Raw genomic sequence first — 20,180 nt, 5'->3', positions numbered from 1 at the left:
AAATTTACTGTGAATGTCGGCTACTCGGGCCAAACCAGTCACCTGAGAAAATGACTCAGATGACCGAGTCGAGCCCAACGCAGACCTCAGGTTCAAGCGTAGCATTCGGTACTTTGGGCGAAAACCGGCCATTCGCTACAGCCGCGAGGGTTCTATACTGGAATGGGAAAAGCAGACCTCCAAGAAGTCTGATGGTTATCCCCAGAGATTTCAGCGTTGACGTGTAGGTTGAACCAAGTTGGCTACGCCAATTCGCCGACCATCGATTTCAGGTGGCGCATGTCCGTACCGCAGCACCCTCCAAATACTTGAATCGACGGATTCTGCCGCGCAATCGAGGCAATCTGTTTACCAAGTTCAATTGGATCGCCTTCGTCCAGCTCATCCGCTTCGTCAAGTTCCGCATGCGAGCAACTCGAAGCGTTAGCCACCAGGCCTCTAAGTCGGGGGTGGTTGCCAAGCGCTCCGGCGAAATGGGTCGGATGAGCGCAGTTGACCATGAAAAACAGCGCCGCGGAGTCGGTTGCCCCGTCGATCTGATCAATTACGTCCACAAGTTTGGTTCCGTCTGCCAGGCGCCCGTCTGTCTCAACAACCAGAGACATTATGATTGGCAGATCAGCGTCTCGGGCGGCGAGGATGCATCCCGCTGCCTCGCTGGGACGGTTGAATGTATAAGCGGTGACCAGATCGACGCTTGTGTCTTTCAGGCTTTGCATTTGAGCGGCGTGGTATTGACGTGCATCTTCGACGGGTACCGGCGGGATGTCGGCGTAAGGATCATAACGCGGACCGATGCATGCCGACACCAGTATATCATTGCGAGCGGAAGCTTGGCGCAGGTCTTCCATTAGACTGACCGCATCTTTGTTTACTTCGGCGAGCCGTTCTGCATCGTACCCCAAGGGCGCTGCCCGGTCGGCGTTCGCCATCCATGTGGGCGCATCAAGGATGCATCCGACATTCATTTCACGGGCCAGATCGACAAGTGCCTGCATTTGACCGGCCAGTATTACCCTGGTGTCAGGTTCTTCCAGCAATGGAAACGACGCGAAGCCAGGTAACTCAACTCCATGATTGAATATCAGGTCGGTGCCGGTGCCGGCATAAACCAGAAAGGTCTTGTCACCTTCGAATGGGAACTGTCGCGCCATTTTGATCCACGCCTATTGCCGTTACCTCTTCACAAGAAACCTACTTTGTCTTGGGCCTCCTGTGAACCTTAGGACGGCGACAGGGTGTATTCCGACAGTATGAACTCATTTTTCAGGACACCTCTCACCCGCAGCGAAAGTCTCCTTTGGAGGGCTGCACAGCAGCTTCATCAAGCCACGGCCAATGTTCGGTTTGGGCCGTCATCAATAGTTGAATTCTGCACCAACGCCGTCTCGAAAAAATCCTTTCCGTAATATGGTACGGTCAGACATTAGGTGAGGACCAGATATGCTCGAAAAAGTAACAACTGCATTGTCCATGTTTCTGATTTCGGGACAGGCCATTGCGCTTGATTGCGGCGAAGTATCCAAACCCTGCAAAATTGACGCTGGTGAGTACCATATCACCCTTCCAGATGTATGGCGGGGCGGGCCAGTCGTGATACACTTGCATGGCTATGGTGGGTCCGGAGCAAAGGTACTCAAAAACAAGCAGTTCGTCGAAGCATTCACCGCGAGGGGTTATGCGTTTGTGGCGCCGACCGCACTGCCATGGCAGGAAGGCAATCCCGCTGATTGGTCGGTTCGGGATGGGTGGATTACCTATCCCCGCTCTGATTTGAGATTTCTCCGTGACGTGTTGGCGGATGTCGTGATCCGTGCAGACGTAAATCCGGACCAGGTGTTGCTGACAGGGTTCTCACGAGGCGGTTCCATGGTGTGGGAAGTTGCGTGCCTCGCACCAGATCTGGCGTGTGGCTATGCCCCTGCTTCCGGTGGCTTCTGGCTCCCAATGACCCAAGAATGCCTCGGGCCAGTTCACATGCTTCACACACACGGTTTCACTGACAAAGTTGTGCCGCTAGAGGGCAGATCAATACACAATGAAGAATTTGATGTCACCATTACCCAAGCCGATATCTGGGAGGGTCTTGCGTTGTGGCGCCGAACTAACGAATGCCAACACAACGCGGCAGAAAACGAAGTGACAGCCAATCTCTGGCGCAAACGGTGGGAATGCGAACACGGTAGTCTTGAACTCTTTTTGCACGACGGTGGGCACAGCTACCCAAAAGAATGGGGTGCGATGGCGCTCGACTGGTTCGAAAGCATGGAAAACTGATGAACCACGAAATCACAACGGTCGTGTCAGTTCAGCCAAAACTAGCCCGTTGGCTCTGAGACACACCGTGCTGGGTAAATCCAACTAATCCTTAAAGAAAATTGCCCAGACAGCAGCAATAATGACACCGGTGCCGGCGGCGAGCACCAATGCGATTGCGCTGAAGAACAAACGCGGCTGGCTGGAGCGACGAATAATCGAAAAATGAAATCTTATCTGGCCTCTAATCAAACCATCGGCTGCCATCGATACTGCAAAAAGGCCAAGTGACAACGCACTGGATCCCCCCCCATAGTCGTTGCCATTGCTCATCCTCAGTCAATGCCAACGGCAAACCGGTTACGACAAAAAGCGCTGCGAAGAGCCACATCAAATACGCAAAAATCATCGATCCGGTGACCGCACGCCCTGGTCAAGCCAGTAATTGACCAGGGCGGCTTCCGCAAACTCACCGAGAGAAGGATGGTCGCCGAAATAGTACAAAAATCTCAACACGGCCTCGTTCTGTGCAGGCGTTAATTGGTTGAACTTGGACTTCCTGAACTCGTGCAGCATTTCTTTCGATGTGCCGGGGTTAAGTGCCAGCAGAATACTTTCACCGGCATATTCCGGGCTGCCTGAATTTCGCAGAGTCCAAATCAGATACGCGGGCAAGTAGTACTGAAAGGCTTTGGGGCTGAAAGCCGTGGGGGCAGCGTAACCGTGTACGATCATTTGATCGGTCAACTCATGCCATTTGACCCCGCCATAGAATTCAAGAATATCCACGTCATCCATACATTCGGGGTGAAGAAGTTCATCATCAGCAGGTGGATCAAGGCCGTCAAATGCAGCAATGATCTGGGTTGCAAGATCTTCCGTTGTTGTCGTTAGCTTTGGCATGGTGACATATTAAACTGGCTGAAATCCCGAAATCGAGTGATTGCGATGGACACCGGACAGAGGCTCTTTCAGGATATCGTTCGAAGTTCAGCATAGGAGACGAAGAAGCCATTTTGGGGCAGCACAATTGGGATGTATGTGTAGAAATGTACTGAGGAAGCGGGGTGTCTCTAGTGTGTTTCAAAGAGCGCCCGTGATCCATTTGGGAAAAGACGATGAGTGACGAATCTGAAAACTACCAGGGACACTGCTATTGCGGCGCATGTAGCGTATGTGTCACTGGCGAGCCGATGGTCATGGCTTATTGTCATTGCCACTCTTGCAGAAAATGGCATTCGGCGCCGGTCAATGCCTGGTGCCTCTGGTCGGCAGACAATGTCTCGTTGTCAGGACCGACGGTTCAATCGGACAAGAATGATGAAAGCCATCGTGTTTCCTGTGGTAGATGAGGGCGCGCATTGGTGAATATCAAACCCGGAAAGGACATCGTCGCGGTCTACACAATGTCGCTGGCCGAATCCGGTTTGAGCTTCGAGCCGGCCTTTCACATCTTCTACGGAGAGCGTGTTTTCGACATGGCCGATGGCCTGCCGAAATGGCAGACGGTCCCGACATCATTCGGTGGGGATGGGGTTGCTGTGGCTGAACCGGCTAAGACCAGTTGGATTTCCTTGAACATACGAGCCCAAGGGTGAAACGCAAACTCACTTCGATCTTGGCGGCTGACATTGTCGGCTTCTCGCGGCTTGTGGAAGCCGCCGAGGAAGCCACGCTGGCCCGTCAGAAAGAACTGCGCGTGTCCGTGTTTGATCCCGGTGTTGCGCAGGCAGGTGGTAAGATCATCAAGTCAACGGGCGACGGATTTCTGGCCGAGTTTTCTAGTGTAGTGGAAGTGGTTCGCTTCGCGATATCTGCACAAGAAGCCGTTCGCGCAGAGGAAGAATCCACGCCTCAGGATCGGCATATCAGTTACCGCATGGGCCTTCACATAGGCGATGTGGTTGTTGATGATGGTGATATCTATGGTGACGGTGTGAATCTTGCAGCTCGCTTAGAAGGCGCTGCCCCGACGGACGGAATCTGCATCTGCGCTGCCGTCCGTGACCAGATCGTTGGCGTAATGAACGAGCTGTTCGCTGATGTCGGTGAATTAACGCTGAAAAACATCTTGCGCCCGATCCGCGGCCTTGTCTGGCCTCCCGACCAAGGTGGTGCACTGCACAATGCCACCACACCGTCCATCGGGGTTACATCCAAAAAACCAACGATAGCTCTCGCCGCATTCGAAGCTCTTGGCAGCAATGACGATGCAAAGATGCTGGCCGAAGCCTGCAATCATACTGTGGAGGCGGCGCTGGCCAATCTGACGGGTTTGGATCTGATCGCCCCCGACGCGGACCCGGACCATATCGCCACGGCGGTGTTTCAGGCCTCCGGCAACCAGGTCCGCGCAACACTTAAGTTGCGCGAAACGAGCACGTCAGCAACCTACCTGACCCAGCGGATGAGCGGTGATCTTTCCGACCCTTTCGCGGCAGAAGATCTGTTGTCAGGGGAAATCGCGACAACGATCCGATACGGAATTCTGCAACGAATTGCTGAGCACGCAGCCGAGACTGAGACAAGCGACCCCGAGGCAATGCTGAATCTTGCGGGGCAATACATGATGGGATCGCAGCCCGAAGAATGGGAGGCGGCGGGTCGTCTGTTGGACAGGATCCTGACGGTCCAGCCACGCAATTTCATGGCCGTTGGGATGAAGGCGAACACGTTGATCGGCGAATTAGTATGGGGTTACCGTCCGATAAGCCCGGAAGATATCGAAGCCGCCGACGCCGGGCTGAGCAAGGCGGTGTCGTTGAATGATCAAAGCGACTACGTGCACCTGATCCGGGGGATTTTTCATTACGGTATCACCGGCGATTTGGATGCGGCGGTGCGGTGTGTTGAACGTGGGTTCGAAATCAATCCGCAATTTGCGCAGGGCCATTTGGTATTGGGCTGGATTCAGAACTTGATGGGCCAACCAGAGTTAGCGCTTAAGTCAATCAAAAAGGGCTCGTTTTCTCTGGCGAAAAACCGGGTACATCACCGTGTCCAACAAGCGTTGGCCCAGACTTATATGGTTATGGGCGACTTCGAGAAGGCGATCGCCAACGCCAACCGAGCACTGCAAAACTCGCCGGGGCTGCCGGTCGCGCAATTGTATCTTGCCAGCGCAGCGGGTCAGGCTGGTCTACATGATCAAGGGGCAAGGGCGCGGGAAGCCCTTTTGACATCAGATCCGGACTTCCGGGTTAGTGGCGTGCGCCGGTTCCATTTTCAGGATCTCACACGGTGGGACGCAATCCTGGATGGGCTTCGCGCGGTGGGGCTGCCCGAATAGAAGTTCGCCCGAGTTAGTGCCACAAGCATTTTAAACTGGATGCGATGATCGTCTTCCAACTCCACGAGATGCGCGAATGATCGTAAACCTAGTTTTGGATTAGCGGGCAGCGAAAGCGCGCAATTCGGAATATCGGCAATTGCTCCGATCAGATTCAGCACTTCATGCGTCTCGATTAACCTCATAAACGTAATCTCCGGTTAGAACGCAAACTCAACTGGCGCGCAGTTCATGCTTGCTTGAAAGCGCCATGGTTGGCACTTTCTCTGCGGAAGCCATTTGTATCGGCGGATCCGTTGACCAAAATGTTTTGGCATGTCGCTCATAGGCGCGGGAATGGAAAAAACACTCGAGATCGAGCACATACTGACATTCGACAGACCAGTTGATGAGGTCTGGACCTTGTTGTCCGACTCACAGCGTATGCACGCCATCAGCAGTGCCGGGTTCTCTCCATATGAAGCTGAAGATGTGGTTACGGCAGATGGATCAATCGAACGCGCAGCGTACAAGAAAATTGGTCTGATTAAGCTTAGATGGCGAGAGAGAATGGGGGAATGGGCTGTCCAAAAGTATTTCAGCCAAACCCGCCTGTTTGAAACTGGTCCCTTTAATGAGCTGACGGTCCATGTCCATTTCGATGAAAACGATGGGAAAACCACCGTCAAAGGTATCTTTCTTGCGCGATGGAGCAGTTTGCTCGGGACCGCTCTTATTCGCCTCGGTGTCCTTCACTGGATGACGCAGCAGCCGGTCAAAGCCATGCGCCAGACCATGGCCGAGTACGAGAACCTGCGTCTGCCGGTCCCGCGGGGCGAGTTGCATAAAGTATCCGGACGGGCCAAGCAGCGTTTGGCGGAGGCGATGGAGGAGATCGACCAAGGCCCGTTTGGTCACGGATTGACCGGTGCGCTAAGCAACTTCCTGTTGAAAGCTGATCCACATTCTTTGCGCCGCATTCGTCCATTGAAACTGGCAAGCGCTTGGGGTGTGCCTGAACAACAAATGATCGAAACCTGCATTGCTGCCCATAAGGCAGGCGTCCTCAGCATGCGGTGGGTCATCCTTTGCCCGCGATGCCGCGATGGAAAAGCCGATGCGGAAAACCTCGCCGATGTTCCGGACGCGGCGCACTGTTCGTCGTGCAATGTCGATTTTGACCGGGATTTCGTGAACAATGTCGAATTGGTGTTTAGCCCGTCTGCATGGCTCCGGACATTGCCACGCGGAAGCTTCTGCATGATGGCTCCTGCTAATGTGCCACACATCAAGTGGCAGGAAGCAGTTGCGCCGAACCAGGCCCTTGAAAAAGAACTGGCTGTGCCAGCGGGGCAATACCGCATTCGGACGGTTGAGGCAGGTGGTGAAATTGTTGCGGATTACGATGGTACGTCCTGGGTTGGTGTGACGCTGACGGGCGATACCGTTCAAAGTGATCCGACACGGTCTGGCCACACAATGTCGGTCCGCAATGATGGGTCAGAGCTACGGACAATCGTGGTGGAAAACGCCAAGTTCAGCAAGAATAGGCTGACGATCGGCAGGCTTGCCACTTTGCCAGCTTTCCGCGATTTCTGTCCTGATCAATTACTCGGGGCTAAACAGACGGCGGGGATTGGTCAGGTTGCTATCCTGTTTTCTGATCTTGAGAAGTCTACTGCGCTTTATGAATCCATTGGCGATGCGTCAGCATATGCGCTTGTGGTTTCGCATTTCGAGGTCATGGAAAAGTGCGTGCGAAAACACGGTGGCATCGTGGTGAAAACTATCGGTGATGCAGTTATGGCCGCGTTCTCTGACGGTGAAGCAGCGTTTCAGGCTGCAATTGACGTCCAGCGCGAGATTTCCGAGTTCAATGCACTGAATAACGACCCTGATCTGAAACTCAAGATTGGCATCCACGAGGGGACTTGTGTTGCCATGCGCTCAGACCAGGGACTGGATTTCTTTGGAAGCACAGTAAATCTGGCCGCGCGTCTTCAATCGAAAGCGGAAGGTGGAGAGATAGTTTTGTCACAGGAATTGGCACAAACAGAATTGCTGGATTCAGTCCCGCAGCGCGAGTTGATATGGGACGAAGCAAGCTTGTCTGGGTTTGACACACCAGTGAAGTTTGTACGGGTGTCGTGTTGAGATAGGGCATATCGGTCTGCTAATGCTCCGATTTCCTAGGAGATCTGGTCTTCTGGCTATTCAAAGGTCCCTATCCAATCTTGGTAATTTCCGTGACGGTTGCGTCGCCCTAACCGACATTTTCCGCAACGCTTCTCAGAAGTTCGCTTTCGGAAAGTTGAGTCGTAGAAAATCGGCCCCAAATACAGCAGCTAAGGGCCGTTCGTGTCGGGATGAGCGACCTGTCGGGCGAACATGCTGCGAACGATAAAATGGCGACAAGGAGCCCAAAGCGGTTGCGCTTTCCTGATAGGACCTCCTTGCTCTGATTATCTGGCTGACAGTGCTCTCTCTGCAGGCTAGCTTCCAACAAGCGGGGAGAGAACTATGGAAAAGAGGCTTGCTGCGGTGCTGGCGGCTGATGTCGCCGGATACTCGGCGTTGATGGATCAGGATAGGGACGGAACACTCAAAGCGCTTAAGGCTTTCCGTGAGGATCATCTAATACCCGCTTTGGCAGCCCATGATGGGCGACTGATCAAAAGCATGGGCGACGGATGGATTGTTGAGTTTCGCTCTGCATCAGCCGCAACAGAATGCGCGATTGCTGTTCAGATTGCTGACCGACCACAGGAAATCCAAATCCGCATCGGCATACATACCGGTGAAGTCGTTTCGGAAGGTGATGACATATTCGGTGACGGTATCAACATAGCTGCCCGTCTCGAGGCAATAGCGGAACCGGGGCAGATATTGCTTTCTGACACAGCACATAACAGCCTGGACAGGAACGCCGCCGCCTCGTTCTCTGGCGGTCAGCAGACTGAGTTGAAGAACATTGCACGCCCAGTTGGTGTGTGGCATTGGCCTGTCGGTTCGGCGGTTACAAGTCCAACCGTCAAAGCTGAGAAACCCGGTATTGCTGTGCTGCCGTTTGACAATATGTCGGGCGACCCGGAGCAAGAGTTTTTCGCCGACGGAATTACCGAGGACATCATAACAGAGTTGTCTCGATTTCGTTGGTTGATGGTCGTGGCGCGAAACTCATCTTTTACGTTTAAAGGTAAGAGCACCGACATTCGCGAAGTCGGGCAGGCGCTCGGCGTGAGATATGTGCTGGAGGGGTCGGTGAGGCGCGCAGGCCAGCGTCTTCGGATAACAGGACAGTTAATTGATGCAGAGAATGGCAGTCATCTTTGGGCCGATCGTTTCGATGGGTTGCTGGACGATGTTTTTGACCTTCAAGATCAGGTCACACAGGAAGTTGTCACGGCGATCGAACCGTCCGTTCGCCATGCCGAGACGGTCCGCGCTCGGGAAAAACCGACAGAAAACCTCGATGCGTATGAACTTTATCTCCGGGCCCAGTCACATTTTCACCTGTTGACGGACGAAGACAACCGTGAGGCCATTCGCCTTACGCGTCTGGCGTTGGAGCGCGATCCTGATTATTCGTCGGCAGCTGGATTACTTGCGTGGTTGCATATCCAAAGGATGGTGCAGGGACTGAAACCGATTGACGAAGGGCCGAAGGCAGCCGTGGCCGCAGCAGAACGTGTATTGTTAAGTGATCGCGCGGATGGAATTGCGTTGGCTTACGCCGCACACTCGATCTCTATGCTTGCACAAGACTTGCCGCGAGCTCGCGCAGTTTTTAAACAAGCACTAGCTGAAAATCCGAACGCTGCGATCGTTCACATGCTTGCTGGCATCAATCTGAATTTTCTCGACAGACCCGAAGAAGCTCTGGAACACGCGACACACTCGATCAATCTCAGTCCGAAAGATCCATTGCGACACGCAGCATATGTCGGGCAAGCCTCCTCATTTTTCCAACTTGGCCGCTATGGTGAAGCCGTACAAGCCAACCGAAACGCCTTGGCCATTAGGGCAAAATTCGTGATTACGCATCTCATGCTCATCGCATCCTTGGCTCAAAACGGAGACCTGGAGTCAGCAAGGGCTGCGGTAGCTGAACTGAAGGAACTTCGTCCGGATCTCGACATTAAAGAGCAAACGAGACTCCCCATATTCAGCGTTCCCGCATGCTCGGGGCAGTGGCGGGATGGATGGCTGAAAGCAGGCCTTCCAATCTGAGAAAGCAAAACCTAACATGTGATCCAATCCGGCGGCTTCGTCCGCCTAGTGTAAGTTCGGCCAACCTGAGATTTTGCAGACGCGGCGAAAGTCCGGAATGCTGGCTGCGCCCGCAGAATTTCAATGCCGTGCTGAATGTCGGTTAAGGGCCGTTTGCTGCCTTTGACACATTCAGATCGACTGGCAGATCTGTCCGCAAGCCGGTCGTAGCCAAGATTTGGGAGAGCGACCGCTTTTGGTGCGAGCGGTCGTTTCTGTTCGAAACTCCGAGTTTTCAGGGGTGAATGTCCGCTCAAAGCCGCTAATCGGTCATCTGAGTAAATCCGTCAGGTGACTGCGTTGAGCCCACAGCAGACAAGATCCGGCGCTGACGCTCGCAGATGCAGCAACCCAATCGACCAGAGGCATCAGCTGCGTCGCAGAAAGAAAAGCTGCAGTTCGTTGTAGCTGCAGCAAAGTCGGAGCGGCTTATGACCGAGTTGCGGGACACTGCTGCCGGTCGGCTTCGTTTGATGACCGACTGGTGTCTGCGGTTCGCGACCGTGTCTCATATCGAGCGAAGCGGCAGTTAATGGTTTGCTGCAGGCGCAAACGAGAGCATAGGGTAGGCTCGAAAGCGGCCTTTCTAGCAGGAAATAATCATCCGAAAAACTCGGGTGGCGGCAGCGAGCCCGAAGTCGCCTTTGGCCTTGCGCGAGAGTGCAAACTTCCTGCGCTATCCCGGCGTGAACCAGATGGGCGAGGTATAGGCGCGTTCCTGGTGGGTTGGTGACACCGCGTCCGGCAGGTCGACCCCGAAGAAGGCGACATCGTAAGTCGTCCAGCGTGGCGTCGGAATTTCCAGGACGCGCACGTAGTAGAAGGCGCGCTGCGACGGGTCGAAATCCGGATCCCGCCAGTAAGTCTCCAGGAAAGGGTCTCCGATCGCGTTCGTAAAGGTTGCGCTGGCCACGTCGACCGTATTGCCCACCGCACCGTCACAGGCACTATCGAGGATCTCCCGGCCATCGGCGCAGGCCACATCGTAGACCCGTTCCTGCGTCGCGCCTTCGGCATCGACCCAGCCCTTGATCACCTGCACGCGGTCGAGATTGGCACCGTCGGGATCGCGCAGCGCGCGGATCAGCAGGCCGGGCACGTCGTCGCTGCCGAGGCCCGTCAAATCCCCGCCCATCGGGACGCCGTTTGCATAGCCATGGGCGGCGAAATCCGACCGTGCGAGGTCCTCCTCCGAGAAAGAGGACCCTGCGAAGACGCGGACGCGCAGGCGTGTCCCCGTCGTGGCATAGACCTCCTTTCGGGCCAGCGCATCCCAGATCGCCTCGCGGGTGTTCTCTTTCGACCACACGGCGGCGAGGCCGGAGGCAAGCACCTGCGCGTGGGTAATATCGTCGGACGGATCGTCCGGCGTCGCCCGGCCGGTGACCAGTTCCTCGAAGCGGATCGGATCGGCCGTTGGCTCCGTCAACGTGATCTTTCCGAAAAAGTTGTCCTCGGTCGTGGTGGCGAGGCCCGTATGCGAATCTGTCGAACCGACCATGCCGAACTTGAACGGGTTGGCGCCCAGTTCCGAGTCGTAGGCCAGACCACGCTTGTAGGCTTCCCGCGCGTATTCCCGCGGCAACATCTCGGGTGTCTTGAGTTTGACACCGAAGCTGCCCAAGTCCCAGGTGCCGTAGTCGGCGAATGCGTCGTCGGGCGAGAGCATCGGATGCGCCTCGCCGTCGCCCTTCATCTGGGTGACCTCGTAGACCGGCTCCCAGCGCATGCGGCTCGCGGCGTAGTCTGCCGAAAGGGTCTCGCCCGACATCGCCACGTCATCGAACATCAGGCCATTCGAGAGATTCCCGTTGTGCGGGATCGCCAGCACCTGACCGCCGGTCTCGGTTTCGTAGTTCTCCATCCAGTCCCAGAGATCCTCCGGGTCCTCGCTGTCGTAGGAGGAGAATGGCACGACCTGATCGGCCAGATCCTTGCCGTCCCGGAAGATCACGTTGCGGTGCAGGTTGTTTCCGCCCGGACCCGCAGAGCATTCGTAGCCGATAAACGCGGTAAAGGCACCCGGTGTGTTGTGACGCTCGGCCGCCTCCGTGATGCGCTGCCACATCGACGCCTCGAGTCCGGTTCCGGCCAACGGGTCGCCACTCGCGGCCGCCTCGGGATCGAAGCCGCCGGTCCAGTAGAGATAGGACTGGGCCATCGCGGCGGCGTCGCGCGGCGCAAAGACTTCGGCGAGGCCTTCGGCCCACTCGTTCCCCTCCAGCAAGGCGCTTTGCTCGTCGAGCGCGATGACGAGCCCGAGGTTCTCTGCATGGTCGGCGACAACGAGCCAGTCGAGTGGTCGGGCAAGCCGCGCAGGGATTCCGTTTGAAGAGATCACCGTTTCTCCCTTGGCGAAACGATAGGCATCGTCCGGCGTCGTGGTCGCTGCCATAAGCCCTGCATCGGCTGAATAGGAGGTGTGCAGGTGCGTGTCGCCGAAGAGCACCTGGTCCGGGTAGTCATGCTGCAGGTAGGGCGAGTACTCGACGTCCGGGTCGGGCGCCATGCCGACAAGCTCCTGCGCGTAGGATGACGCTGAATATGTGACCGAGCATGCCGCAATGCCGGTCATCCAGAGATGTTTGCCAAGTCTCATCAAATTTCTATTCCTCCCGCTGACGAACAGCCTGACGGACGTGTGGAGGGTTAACCTCATCATCTCTTGGAGGTTATCAACTTGCAGGATTGCAGGAACGGTCATTTTCGGACAAAATCTCGACATGCGTTATAAGTTCGTTAACATCATCGAATTCTCCCATGTCATTGAGCTTCTCGACCGACACGCAACCCCGGCCATCGTCGATGCGGCCCTGCAGGCAATCAATATCGACCGAAACCTTCAGTCAGTAGATTCCGGTTTCGTCCCCTATGCAGCCGAAGCTGCTTTGCTCGAGACGGTGGCCAGGGCTATCGGCGACAGGCATTTGGGCGCACGCGTCGGCCGGGATTTTGACTGCAGACGATATGGCGCTTACGCGGAGTTCGTATTGAGCGCGCCCAACTTGGCGGAGGCCTTGGATCGTGGCCGACGCGCATTAATACTCACCCATCCCGGCTTGGAGATCTTTATTACCAGAACTGAACAGCACCTTTTGATCGGTCGCGTATCCGAAGATTTGTCCGTGCTTGGCCACCGGCATCTCGACGAGGGCACCTTGCCTCTTATTTGTAATGTTGCAAGGCACTTCCTTGGTCAGGACTGGCGGCCCGATTGGGTTGAACTGCCCCACGATGTAAAAAAGGACAGGGTCGAACTCGAAGCACTCTTGGGTGCGGAAATTCGCTATGGCGATGCGCCTGCGGTCGCAATCCGCTGCAGCGATCTCTCGGTGGGTAATCCAGATATCCGCTCCCCGAGCGTCTCGCTGGCGTTCAAGGACGTGAAAGAACTTATGGGTATTGAGCCCATGCGTACGATGGAAGATGCGGTCATGGCTCTCATGGAGATGAGTCCCGCAACTGGATCGGCGACAGCGAAAAACATAGCCAAGCTGCTCGGCGTCGAACCCAGGACGCTGCGGCGCGCCCTAAGAAACGAAAACACCTCTTTTCGCGCGATACGCAACCGATTCATCGAGTGTAAGGCTTGCGTGCTCCTGGCCGACACGAACCTACCCGTCGAGAAGATCGGGGAGCAGTTAGGATATCGGGAACCGAAGAGTTTTCGCCGCGCCTTCAAATCGTGGACCGGTGTCTCTCCAACCGACTTCCGGAAATCCTCCGCCGAACAGCCGGCTCCTGGAGAATTGTGACGGTGTGCCGCGCACGCATCAGGCGGCTTGGTCCGCGAGGCGGTCGATCAACAGCCTAGTTCGTCAGAATGCCTGAGCGAAACCATCGGATGACGGCCCAGAGCCCGATGCGGCCAATACTGCCAGCGAGTGAAAGGTGTGGGCTTTCTAGAATTTGCGACGATCCCGCGGCCTATCCCCCAAAAAGTCCAGAAATAGCCAAAGGCCCTAGATACCTCCGGAACTGCTGTGTCGGGTCTACTGCGAAATACACGATGACCAGATCGCGATCAGGCGAAACATAGATGCCTTGCGTGTTGACACCGCTCTTGAAGAAATCGCCGTCTTCCCAAATGGCGTCCCACTGGCGACCAGCCCCGCCCACGCTGTCGTCTCCGAGACGCTCCATAAACTTTTCGGCGGACGGACCGTTGCGATACCACTCCGCTGTGCGTTGCGCGGACTGCGTGCATTCGAGAATTTCGGATGTCACGACCTCGGCGACCGTCGCCTGATCCTGGCTGGGGGTGAACAGTGTCCCCTAGCGGGCAAGATCGCGCAGACCGATCGATATAAAACCATGGGCGACTGCAATACCCTCAGGCGTCAGGTGAACCTGCACTGGAGCGTCAGACCGAACGTGCGACTAGATGCGGGTGTCAAAGACCTGCGCCCATGGCTCGCCGCTTGCAGCCTCGGCCAGGAGAACGAGTGCCTGTGTGGCCGTGGATGAGTTTGCGAAACCGCTACCAGACTCGGCGACCGGCTCTGCATCAAGGAGAACATCGAGCATGGACTCGTCTGAATCGCCCATCTCTGCGGTTAGCAGGCGTGCCGAGATATTGGTCGGGTCCGCGCAGTAGGCCGGGCCATCGATGGGATTCAAACCCGTCGACATGTCGAGAACATCGACAACCGGGATGTTCTCCCATGCGCTGCCCACGAATTCGTCGACATAGCTCCCGATTGGCGCGTCTTCCTCGATTAGCCCTTCTTCGATCAGTTTGTCGATCATCAGGCCGGCGAACACTTTTGAAGAGGACGCCCTGACATGGGAGTTGGTCTACAACATGCAAGGGTAGGCCTCATAGACGATCTCTCCTTCATGCACGATCAATACACCGCGCTTACCACTCTCTGGGTGGGTGACGAACTCCTCCAGGGTAAGAGTCCCAAAGGCAGTTTCAGCCGAAATCTGGGCGACCGCATCCCTCTCCCAGATCTGGAATTCGCTGGCCGGATGGCGGCTGGAGATGAGCGCTGTCGGAAAAACCTGTGATCCAATGGTGCCGAACCAGAGGGCGGGGCGCCCGGCAGCAAGAGCATCAGAAAGGCTGAAAATCGCTGACCCAGTCGCGTGCCTCTTCCGCAGCGTATCCGTCGAAGGCTTGCTGGACCGAGAAGGGCGTTTCCTCTGCCCATCCAGATACAGTGGTGACCATGGTCAAACACAGGCCTGCTAACAGATTTCTTGTTGGTCTCAACCGGTATCTCTCCTCGTCCAATCAGGCAGCGTAGACCTGACGTCCGTCCATCCATGTCTCAAGGACTTTGATGTTCTTGATCTCGTCTGGTCGCACGTCGCGCGGATCCTGCTCGAGGATCACCATGTCTGCCAGCTTACCCCGCTCGAGGCTCCCGACTTCGTGGTCTGAGAAGAGTTGCCAGGCCGCTTCGGATGTCATGGCGCGGATCGCAGATTCGACCGAGATGGTCTCCTGCGGCGCAAGAACATAGTCCGACTCCTTCCAAGTGCGGCGCGTCACAGCCATCTCGATCATGTGCAGCGGGTCCGGATCGGTGACCATGAAGTCAGAGTGCAGTGTAAAGCCAACCCCGGCCTCTTCTGCGCTGCGGCACCGATCGAGCAATTGCGCCTTCTCCTCACCGAAGACCTCATCGCGCATAGCAACTCCCCAGTAATGAACGTGGCCAATCAGAAAGCTAGCCGATACGCCAAGTTCTTTCATTCGCGCGATCTGTTCGTCGTGCAGTATGGAGCAATGCTCGATCCGCGGGCGCACGCGCGACATGTCTAATCCGGCGTCCGCGAGCGCCTGACAGGTATCGAGAATGTTATCAATCGCCGCATCGCCATTGCCGTGAATCGCGAGATGCCAGCCTTTTTCCGCGCGCTCCAGTGCAGCGGCTGTAAGTTCTTCAGGCGCCATATATGCAAGTCCGCGGTCGTCGCTGTTTAAATACGGCTCACGCTGCAAACCCGTGAAACCCTGATTAGAGCCGTCGGCGACCAGCTTGTAACCCGCGATGCGCGCAAGAGCGTTCCCGTCGCCTTGCATGACACCGGCTTGGTCCCAAGTCTCTGCTCCAAGGGTATAAAAGGGGTATGCGCGGATGCGCGCTTTCATCTGGCCAGATTGAGCGGCCGCTGCCATGACCTGTGCGTCAGCTGGTGACTGCGCAAGAGCGCCAAGACTGAGTTCAGACACTGTAGTCAGCCCGTATTGCGCCCACTTGTCGAGCAGCCCTATCAGGCCATCGACCGGGTTTACCTCCATCATTGCCGGGTAGTTTTCGGCAATTTTCAGGAAGGCCACATTATTCTTAATCGTTCCGGTCAGATTACCATCGGCGTCCCGCACGAATTCGCCACCCGGTGGGTTCTCGACATCGTTGGTCACGCCAGAGACTTCGAACGCCTTGGAGTTCGCGTATGCAAGGTGACCGGAAGCATTCAGAACAAAGATCGGGTGCTCGGTCGAAATCGGGTCGAGATCGGCAAAGGTCAGGGCATCGACACCGTCCTGCACAGCGGGGTCGAAGTTGCGGAAAACGAGCCATTCGCCCGCGGGCGTTTCCGCCACCCGCATTGCGATGTGCTGCAGCACTTCGTCCACTGTCGTGTAGCGTGCCATGCCAACGTATTCCATGATGGCGTCAACGACTGATCCGGACACGACGTGGGTGTGCGCATCGATGAAACCCGGCAGAACCGTCTTGCCTTCCAGATCGATCACAGAGGCATCCTCCCCTGCGACGGCACGCACCTCCCCATCGGTACCCACCGCGAGAATACGGTTGCCACGAATAGCGACGGCTTGGGCTTCGGAGAAATCATCATCAACAGTGAGCACGTTGGCGTTGGTGAAAATGGTTGTGGTCTCGGTCGATGCAGTCTGCGCTTGTCCCTCTTTAGGCAAGAGGGCAGCGAGACTTGCCGCAGCCGCCCCACTCTTCAGAAAGTCCCTTCGGCCAAGACTTGCCCAGTCGATACCCCAATTACAGGACCACCCGCTCCCGCTGGCAGCCTGCTCTTTCAGATCACGCACGGTATCGTTTACGGCAAACAATCCACCAAACGTGCCGCTGCAACATGGGCATCCATATAGTTCATGTTTCGTCATGACCCTCTCCAAAAGTCATTTTAAGAAGGCCAATCATATGTCCTTCGCCTCCTGTGAAATTGACATCTCATGAGGTCAAAAGGAAGTTCTTTCGGGCCCTCTGTGATCAGCGCCATGAAGAGAGTATGCCAGTTTGGTTCGCGGAGCAGTCGTTCATACGACTTGTCGCCGTTGAGTTGCAGCCAATGGCGGCCTCGTCCGCCGTGCGGTCGGTCGCCCAGCCTATCACGCTGCAGGGCGCGCCAGCGACCGCTTCGTTGAAGCTGCAATGCAGCGGCGGACTGATGGTAGAACGATCGAAGTCGACCACTGCCATCATGGGCTGCGTCCGCTGACCGCGCCTTTTGCCAGTTCGAACGGGGCGCAGCAACTGTAGGTCTGGGCTCAGAGCGGTCATGTGGTGGCGCAGCGGGACCAACTTAGACCACGCTCTGGAAGCAGCCATTCCCGAAACGCAGAAACTTCGCCGTTTTCGGCGGTGTGACTCGATTCTCAGACATTCGGCCGTTTGATGCGGTCGTTAGACGAAAGGCGACGGAACGGCAGGTCTGAGCCCAAAGCGGATGTTGCTTTTTCGAAGACGTCCGGGTCACCCTGCACAGTCGCAAGTAGTGCAGCGCCTTCCAGCGTCGCGAGCACTGCTAGTGCGTCAGAAAGCGGATCGTCGCTGTCCGGAAATGCGCTGACAAGCCGATCGACCAATGCTGCAAAGAACGTTTTTGCCGCCTCCGCGACCGGTTCAGGCAGACCTCCGCTTTCAGCTGCGAGAAGTCCACAAAGGCACATCTTTCCGTCCTGGCGCAAGCTTTCCGTGAAAAGCTCGCGTAGGCGCTCGACACGCGCGTCAGACGGGCAATCATCCAGTGCGTGAAGGAAACGGGACGTGTAATTTCTGGCCAGTCGAGCGACCAAGTCGGCTTTGGTCGGGAAGTAATGATGTACGCCTGCGCTGGTCAGCCCTGCGTCGCGTGCAAGGTCTCGGAACGAAAAGCCGTTGTAGCCGCCAGTGCGGACCCGCGCCTCGGCGGCGGCAAGGATTTTCTCTTCTGATGTCATACCATCACCCTCGACAATTCCATCCGCGCTGCATCCATGGCTTCAAGAGCGCCTTCGAGGAAACCACCGTGCGACGGTGCGGTTTCAGTTCCTGCAAAAATCACCCGCTGAGTAGGAGTTAGTGTACTATACATAGGATGGGCTTTAAGCGGCTTGAGGTCGGCAGACGTGGCGGTAGCCTTGTCGGCGCTCCAATCCTTGACGATTACACCGCGCGGCTCGGCTGCTTTGGGGCCAAAAAGGCGGACCAGTTGCGCCAGCGCTTGCGCTTCGAACCCGGATTGTCGGGCCGTGCCGGGCATTGCAAAGCCGAACAGAGCACCCTCGGTGCCGTCCATGGGTGACGCGTCATGGATTTCAGCCAGCGGACCTTGATGAGAGATTGCGTCGCCATTCAGACCCGCGTCGCGCCAGAATGGGGTGTCGTAAACAGCTACGAGTTTGGCATGCCCGGCCATCCACGTTGGAACATCTGGAACGACCACACCCATCTGTGCAGCGAGGCGCGGGGGCAACGCCAAAACAACGAAGTCGGCGCGCAATGAAAACCCGTTTCCACTCAATGTCACGAATTCGTCTTCTTCGATCACACGCTGAACTGGGTGGCTAAGACACAGCGCATCACCAAGCTTTTGGGCGAGGGCGTCGGTTATCTGAGCGAGTCCGCCTGAAACGCGAAGCGCGTCACCCATGGGGGCGAAATCGAAGTCACGACGCACGTTTCCCTGAGTATCCTCGAACGCCAATCTTCCATCGCTGTATTGTGGAAATGTTTGCAGCCCAAGCTTGTCTACGAGGGCCAGCATGCGGTGGTTGTGCGGCCAAATCCAAGCAGGGCCGAGGTCATAGCCGCCCTGTGAGAGAATGCGACCGCCTACACGGTCGCGCGCCTCCAGCAAAAGCACGTTGCGCCCTTCAAGCTTCAGCGCATGCGCCAAAGCGAGGCCGGACAACCCTGCGCCTACGATGACAATCTTTGCGTTTGGCTTCACGCTGCGCTCTCTGCGACGTGACTAAGGTGGCCGGTCTTGATCCAGACTCGCGCCCCGTTAGCGCCAGCGGTCGCCTCGAAACTCGCCCCGACGGGTAGCCGTAACCAATCCCAGCGGGACAGGGTATCGCCACCCTCGTTTAGGCTCCCATCAATCACAAAGACCTCAAGCCCGCCTGAGGCATCTATAGAGCGTACTGTACCTGCATCCCAGTGTTCCATCGCTACAGTTTCACGTACATCTGTGTGAAGGGGCAACCTGGAGACACCATCTGCTGCTTCAATCCAGCTTGCCTTGCCGCTGTCGATCTGGACCTGATTGCGGTCGCTAGCATCGAATTGGTGGAGCTTTACCAGAATTGTCGCGCCGTCCTGTGCTGCAGGTGTATGAGACGAGGTCGGCGGGTTCCGCACGTAGGAACCAGTTGGAAAATCACCGTCCTCGTCCTGAAAAGTACCGTCGAGCACAAGGTATTCTTCGCCGCCGTCATGCGTGTGGGCAGAAAAAGCGCTGCCAGGCGCGAAACGGACGATGGTGGTGGCACGAGCTACTTCCTCTCCAATTCTGTCAAGCATCTTGCGCTCAACTCCGGGCATCGGGGATGCAACCCAATCGTTCTCTTCAAAATGTACAAGGGTACGTTCATTGAAGTTGGCGTTCACGCGCATGGTTTGGTCTCCTTCCAGTGTCACTGTGTCTGTGCAAATTGGCTCTACTTACCTACTGATAGGTAAGTTGTTTCTCGACGTCACTATCGCAACAGTGATCACGCGTTCGTGAACCATTGGTTGAACCGCAGCGCATGGCGAATTTGTCCCGCGACTCGGACATAGCCTCATTTTTCGCCACCGTCCGCTCCTGCACAAAGCAGTCTTTCGAGGTACGTGTTTCGAAAATTTCGGCGTCAACGTCGGCTAAGCGTATCTTTTCAGTCACCTGACAGAAACGCTCAGATGACCGAGTCGAGCCCAATGCAGACATGGTCTGGGACCGATGCTCGCAGATGCAGCAGCTCAGTTGAGCGAAACCATCGGCTGCATCGCAGCAAGAAAAGCGGCCGTTGGTGCAATCCGCAGCAAACTCGACAGGGGCTATGACCGATGTGGCGACGGAAAAAATGAGCGTAAGCATGGTTAAAAACGCGTACCGACTATGGGTTGTCTAGTCGATCATTGACGCGCCACTTTCTGCGCTTGGCGGCCGCGTGCCCATTGGCGGGCCAAAGGTGGGCATCGTTACG

Annotated in this window: 17 protein-coding genes and 1 pseudogene; 8 read left to right on the top strand and 10 right to left on the bottom strand. The window is 56.2% G+C overall.

Annotated elements, in window-relative coordinates; all coding sequences use genetic code 11:
- Positions 1–242 precede the first annotated feature (242 nt).
- Positions 243–1,154 (bottom strand): homocysteine S-methyltransferase family protein, encoded by a 912-nt coding sequence (locus AC2FIT_RS22170; RefSeq protein WP_496832547.1) that lies wholly within the window; start codon positions 1,152–1,154, stop codon positions 243–245.
- 289 nt (positions 1,155–1,443) lie between these two features.
- On the opposite strand from AC2FIT_RS22170, the gene AC2FIT_RS22165 reads away from it, so the two are divergent.
- Positions 1,444–2,277: a CE1 family esterase gene (locus tag AC2FIT_RS22165; RefSeq protein ID WP_496832545.1), complete on the top strand. Its 834-nt coding sequence runs from the start codon at positions 1,444–1,446 to the stop codon at positions 2,275–2,277.
- Positions 2,278–2,361: 84 nt separating this feature from the next.
- On the opposite strand, the gene AC2FIT_RS22160 is transcribed toward AC2FIT_RS22165, so the two are convergent.
- Together AC2FIT_RS22160 and AC2FIT_RS22155 are read right to left on the bottom strand one after the other, a co-directional pair.
- Positions 2,362–2,589, bottom strand: coding sequence for a hypothetical protein (locus AC2FIT_RS22160; RefSeq protein WP_496832543.1), 228 nt, complete (start codon positions 2,587–2,589; stop codon positions 2,362–2,364).
- 72 nt (positions 2,590–2,661) lie between these two features.
- Positions 2,662–3,159, bottom strand: a complete 498-nt coding sequence (locus AC2FIT_RS22155; protein ID WP_496832541.1) for a DUF6714 family protein — start codon at positions 3,157–3,159, stop codon at positions 2,662–2,664.
- A gap of 215 nt (positions 3,160–3,374) precedes the next feature.
- On the opposite strand from AC2FIT_RS22155, the gene AC2FIT_RS22150 reads away from it, so the two are divergent.
- The 5 genes from AC2FIT_RS22150 (at position 3,375) to AC2FIT_RS22130 (ending at position 9,754) form a co-directional block, all read left to right on the top strand.
- Entirely contained in the window at positions 3,375–3,608 is a 234-nt protein-coding gene (locus AC2FIT_RS22150; RefSeq protein ID WP_496832539.1) for a GFA family protein, read from the top strand.
- A gap of 12 nt (positions 3,609–3,620) precedes the next feature.
- Entirely contained in the window at positions 3,621–3,854 is a 234-nt protein-coding gene (locus tag AC2FIT_RS22145; RefSeq protein ID WP_496832537.1) for a hypothetical protein, read from the top strand.
- Entirely contained in the window at positions 3,851–5,545 is a 1,695-nt protein-coding gene (locus tag AC2FIT_RS22140) for an adenylate/guanylate cyclase domain-containing protein (protein ID WP_496832536.1), read from the top strand. The genes AC2FIT_RS22145 and AC2FIT_RS22140 overlap by 4 nt, the downstream gene beginning before the upstream one ends.
- Before the next feature lie 336 nt (positions 5,546–5,881).
- Positions 5,882–7,678 (top strand): adenylate/guanylate cyclase domain-containing protein, encoded by a 1,797-nt coding sequence (locus tag AC2FIT_RS22135; RefSeq protein WP_496832534.1) that lies wholly within the window; start codon positions 5,882–5,884, stop codon positions 7,676–7,678.
- 423 nt (positions 7,679–8,101) lie between these two features.
- Entirely contained in the window at positions 8,102–9,754 is a 1,653-nt protein-coding gene (locus AC2FIT_RS22130; protein WP_496832548.1) for an adenylate/guanylate cyclase domain-containing protein, read from the top strand.
- A 715-nt stretch (positions 9,755–10,469) separates the two neighbouring features.
- On the opposite strand, the gene AC2FIT_RS22125 is transcribed toward AC2FIT_RS22130, so the two are convergent.
- The gene (locus AC2FIT_RS22125) at positions 10,470–12,368 is read right to left on the bottom strand and encodes a DUF3604 domain-containing protein (RefSeq protein WP_496832532.1); all 1,899 of its coding nucleotides are present in this window, start codon (positions 12,366–12,368) and stop codon (positions 10,470–10,472) included.
- Between the two features lie 148 nt (positions 12,369–12,516).
- Between AC2FIT_RS22125 and AC2FIT_RS22120 the strand changes: the two genes are divergently transcribed.
- The gene (locus AC2FIT_RS22120) at positions 12,517–13,548 is read left to right on the top strand and encodes an AraC family transcriptional regulator (RefSeq protein WP_496832531.1); all 1,032 of its coding nucleotides are present in this window, start codon (positions 12,517–12,519) and stop codon (positions 13,546–13,548) included.
- A 172-nt stretch (positions 13,549–13,720) separates the two neighbouring features.
- On the opposite strand, the gene AC2FIT_RS22115 is transcribed toward AC2FIT_RS22120, so the two are convergent.
- The 3 genes and pseudogenes from AC2FIT_RS22115 to AC2FIT_RS22105 all read right to left on the bottom strand — a co-directional run bounded on the left by AC2FIT_RS22115 (position 13,721) and on the right by AC2FIT_RS22105 (position 16,817).
- On the bottom strand, positions 13,721–14,020 hold the full coding sequence (locus AC2FIT_RS22115) for a hypothetical protein (protein ID WP_496832529.1): 300 nt from the start codon (positions 14,018–14,020) through the stop codon (positions 13,721–13,723).
- A 153-nt stretch (positions 14,021–14,173) separates the two neighbouring features.
- Positions 14,174–14,560 (bottom strand): annotated as a pseudogene (locus tag AC2FIT_RS22110) (serine hydrolase); the annotation flags it as partial.
- A gap of 472 nt (positions 14,561–15,032) precedes the next feature.
- Positions 15,033–16,817, bottom strand: coding sequence for an amidohydrolase (locus AC2FIT_RS22105; RefSeq protein ID WP_496832527.1), 1,785 nt, complete (start codon positions 16,815–16,817; stop codon positions 15,033–15,035).
- Between the two features lie 200 nt (positions 16,818–17,017).
- On the opposite strand from AC2FIT_RS22105, the gene AC2FIT_RS22100 reads away from it, so the two are divergent.
- Positions 17,018–17,227, top strand: a complete 210-nt coding sequence (locus tag AC2FIT_RS22100; protein ID WP_496832525.1) for a hypothetical protein — start codon at positions 17,018–17,020, stop codon at positions 17,225–17,227.
- A 157-nt stretch (positions 17,228–17,384) separates the two neighbouring features.
- On the opposite strand, the gene AC2FIT_RS22095 is transcribed toward AC2FIT_RS22100, so the two are convergent.
- From AC2FIT_RS22095 to AC2FIT_RS22085, 3 genes are read right to left on the bottom strand one after another with little or no spacing between them, the layout of a single operon-like run.
- Entirely contained in the window at positions 17,385–17,948 is a 564-nt protein-coding gene (locus AC2FIT_RS22095; protein WP_496832523.1) for a TetR/AcrR family transcriptional regulator, read from the bottom strand.
- Entirely contained in the window at positions 17,945–18,940 is a 996-nt protein-coding gene (locus tag AC2FIT_RS22090; protein ID WP_496832521.1) for a flavin monoamine oxidase family protein, read from the bottom strand. Before AC2FIT_RS22090 ends, AC2FIT_RS22095 begins: the two co-directional genes overlap by 4 nt.
- The gene (locus AC2FIT_RS22085; RefSeq protein ID WP_496832519.1) at positions 18,937–19,608 is read right to left on the bottom strand and encodes a cupin domain-containing protein; all 672 of its coding nucleotides are present in this window, start codon (positions 19,606–19,608) and stop codon (positions 18,937–18,939) included. Before AC2FIT_RS22085 ends, AC2FIT_RS22090 begins: the two co-directional genes overlap by 4 nt.
- Between the last annotated feature and the right edge of the window lie 572 nt (positions 19,609–20,180).

This window comes from Ruegeria sp. YTSA135, assembly GCF_059610165.1.
Note: the sequence above shows the minus strand (reverse complement) of the source record. Positions and strands in the feature narration are given on the sequence as shown.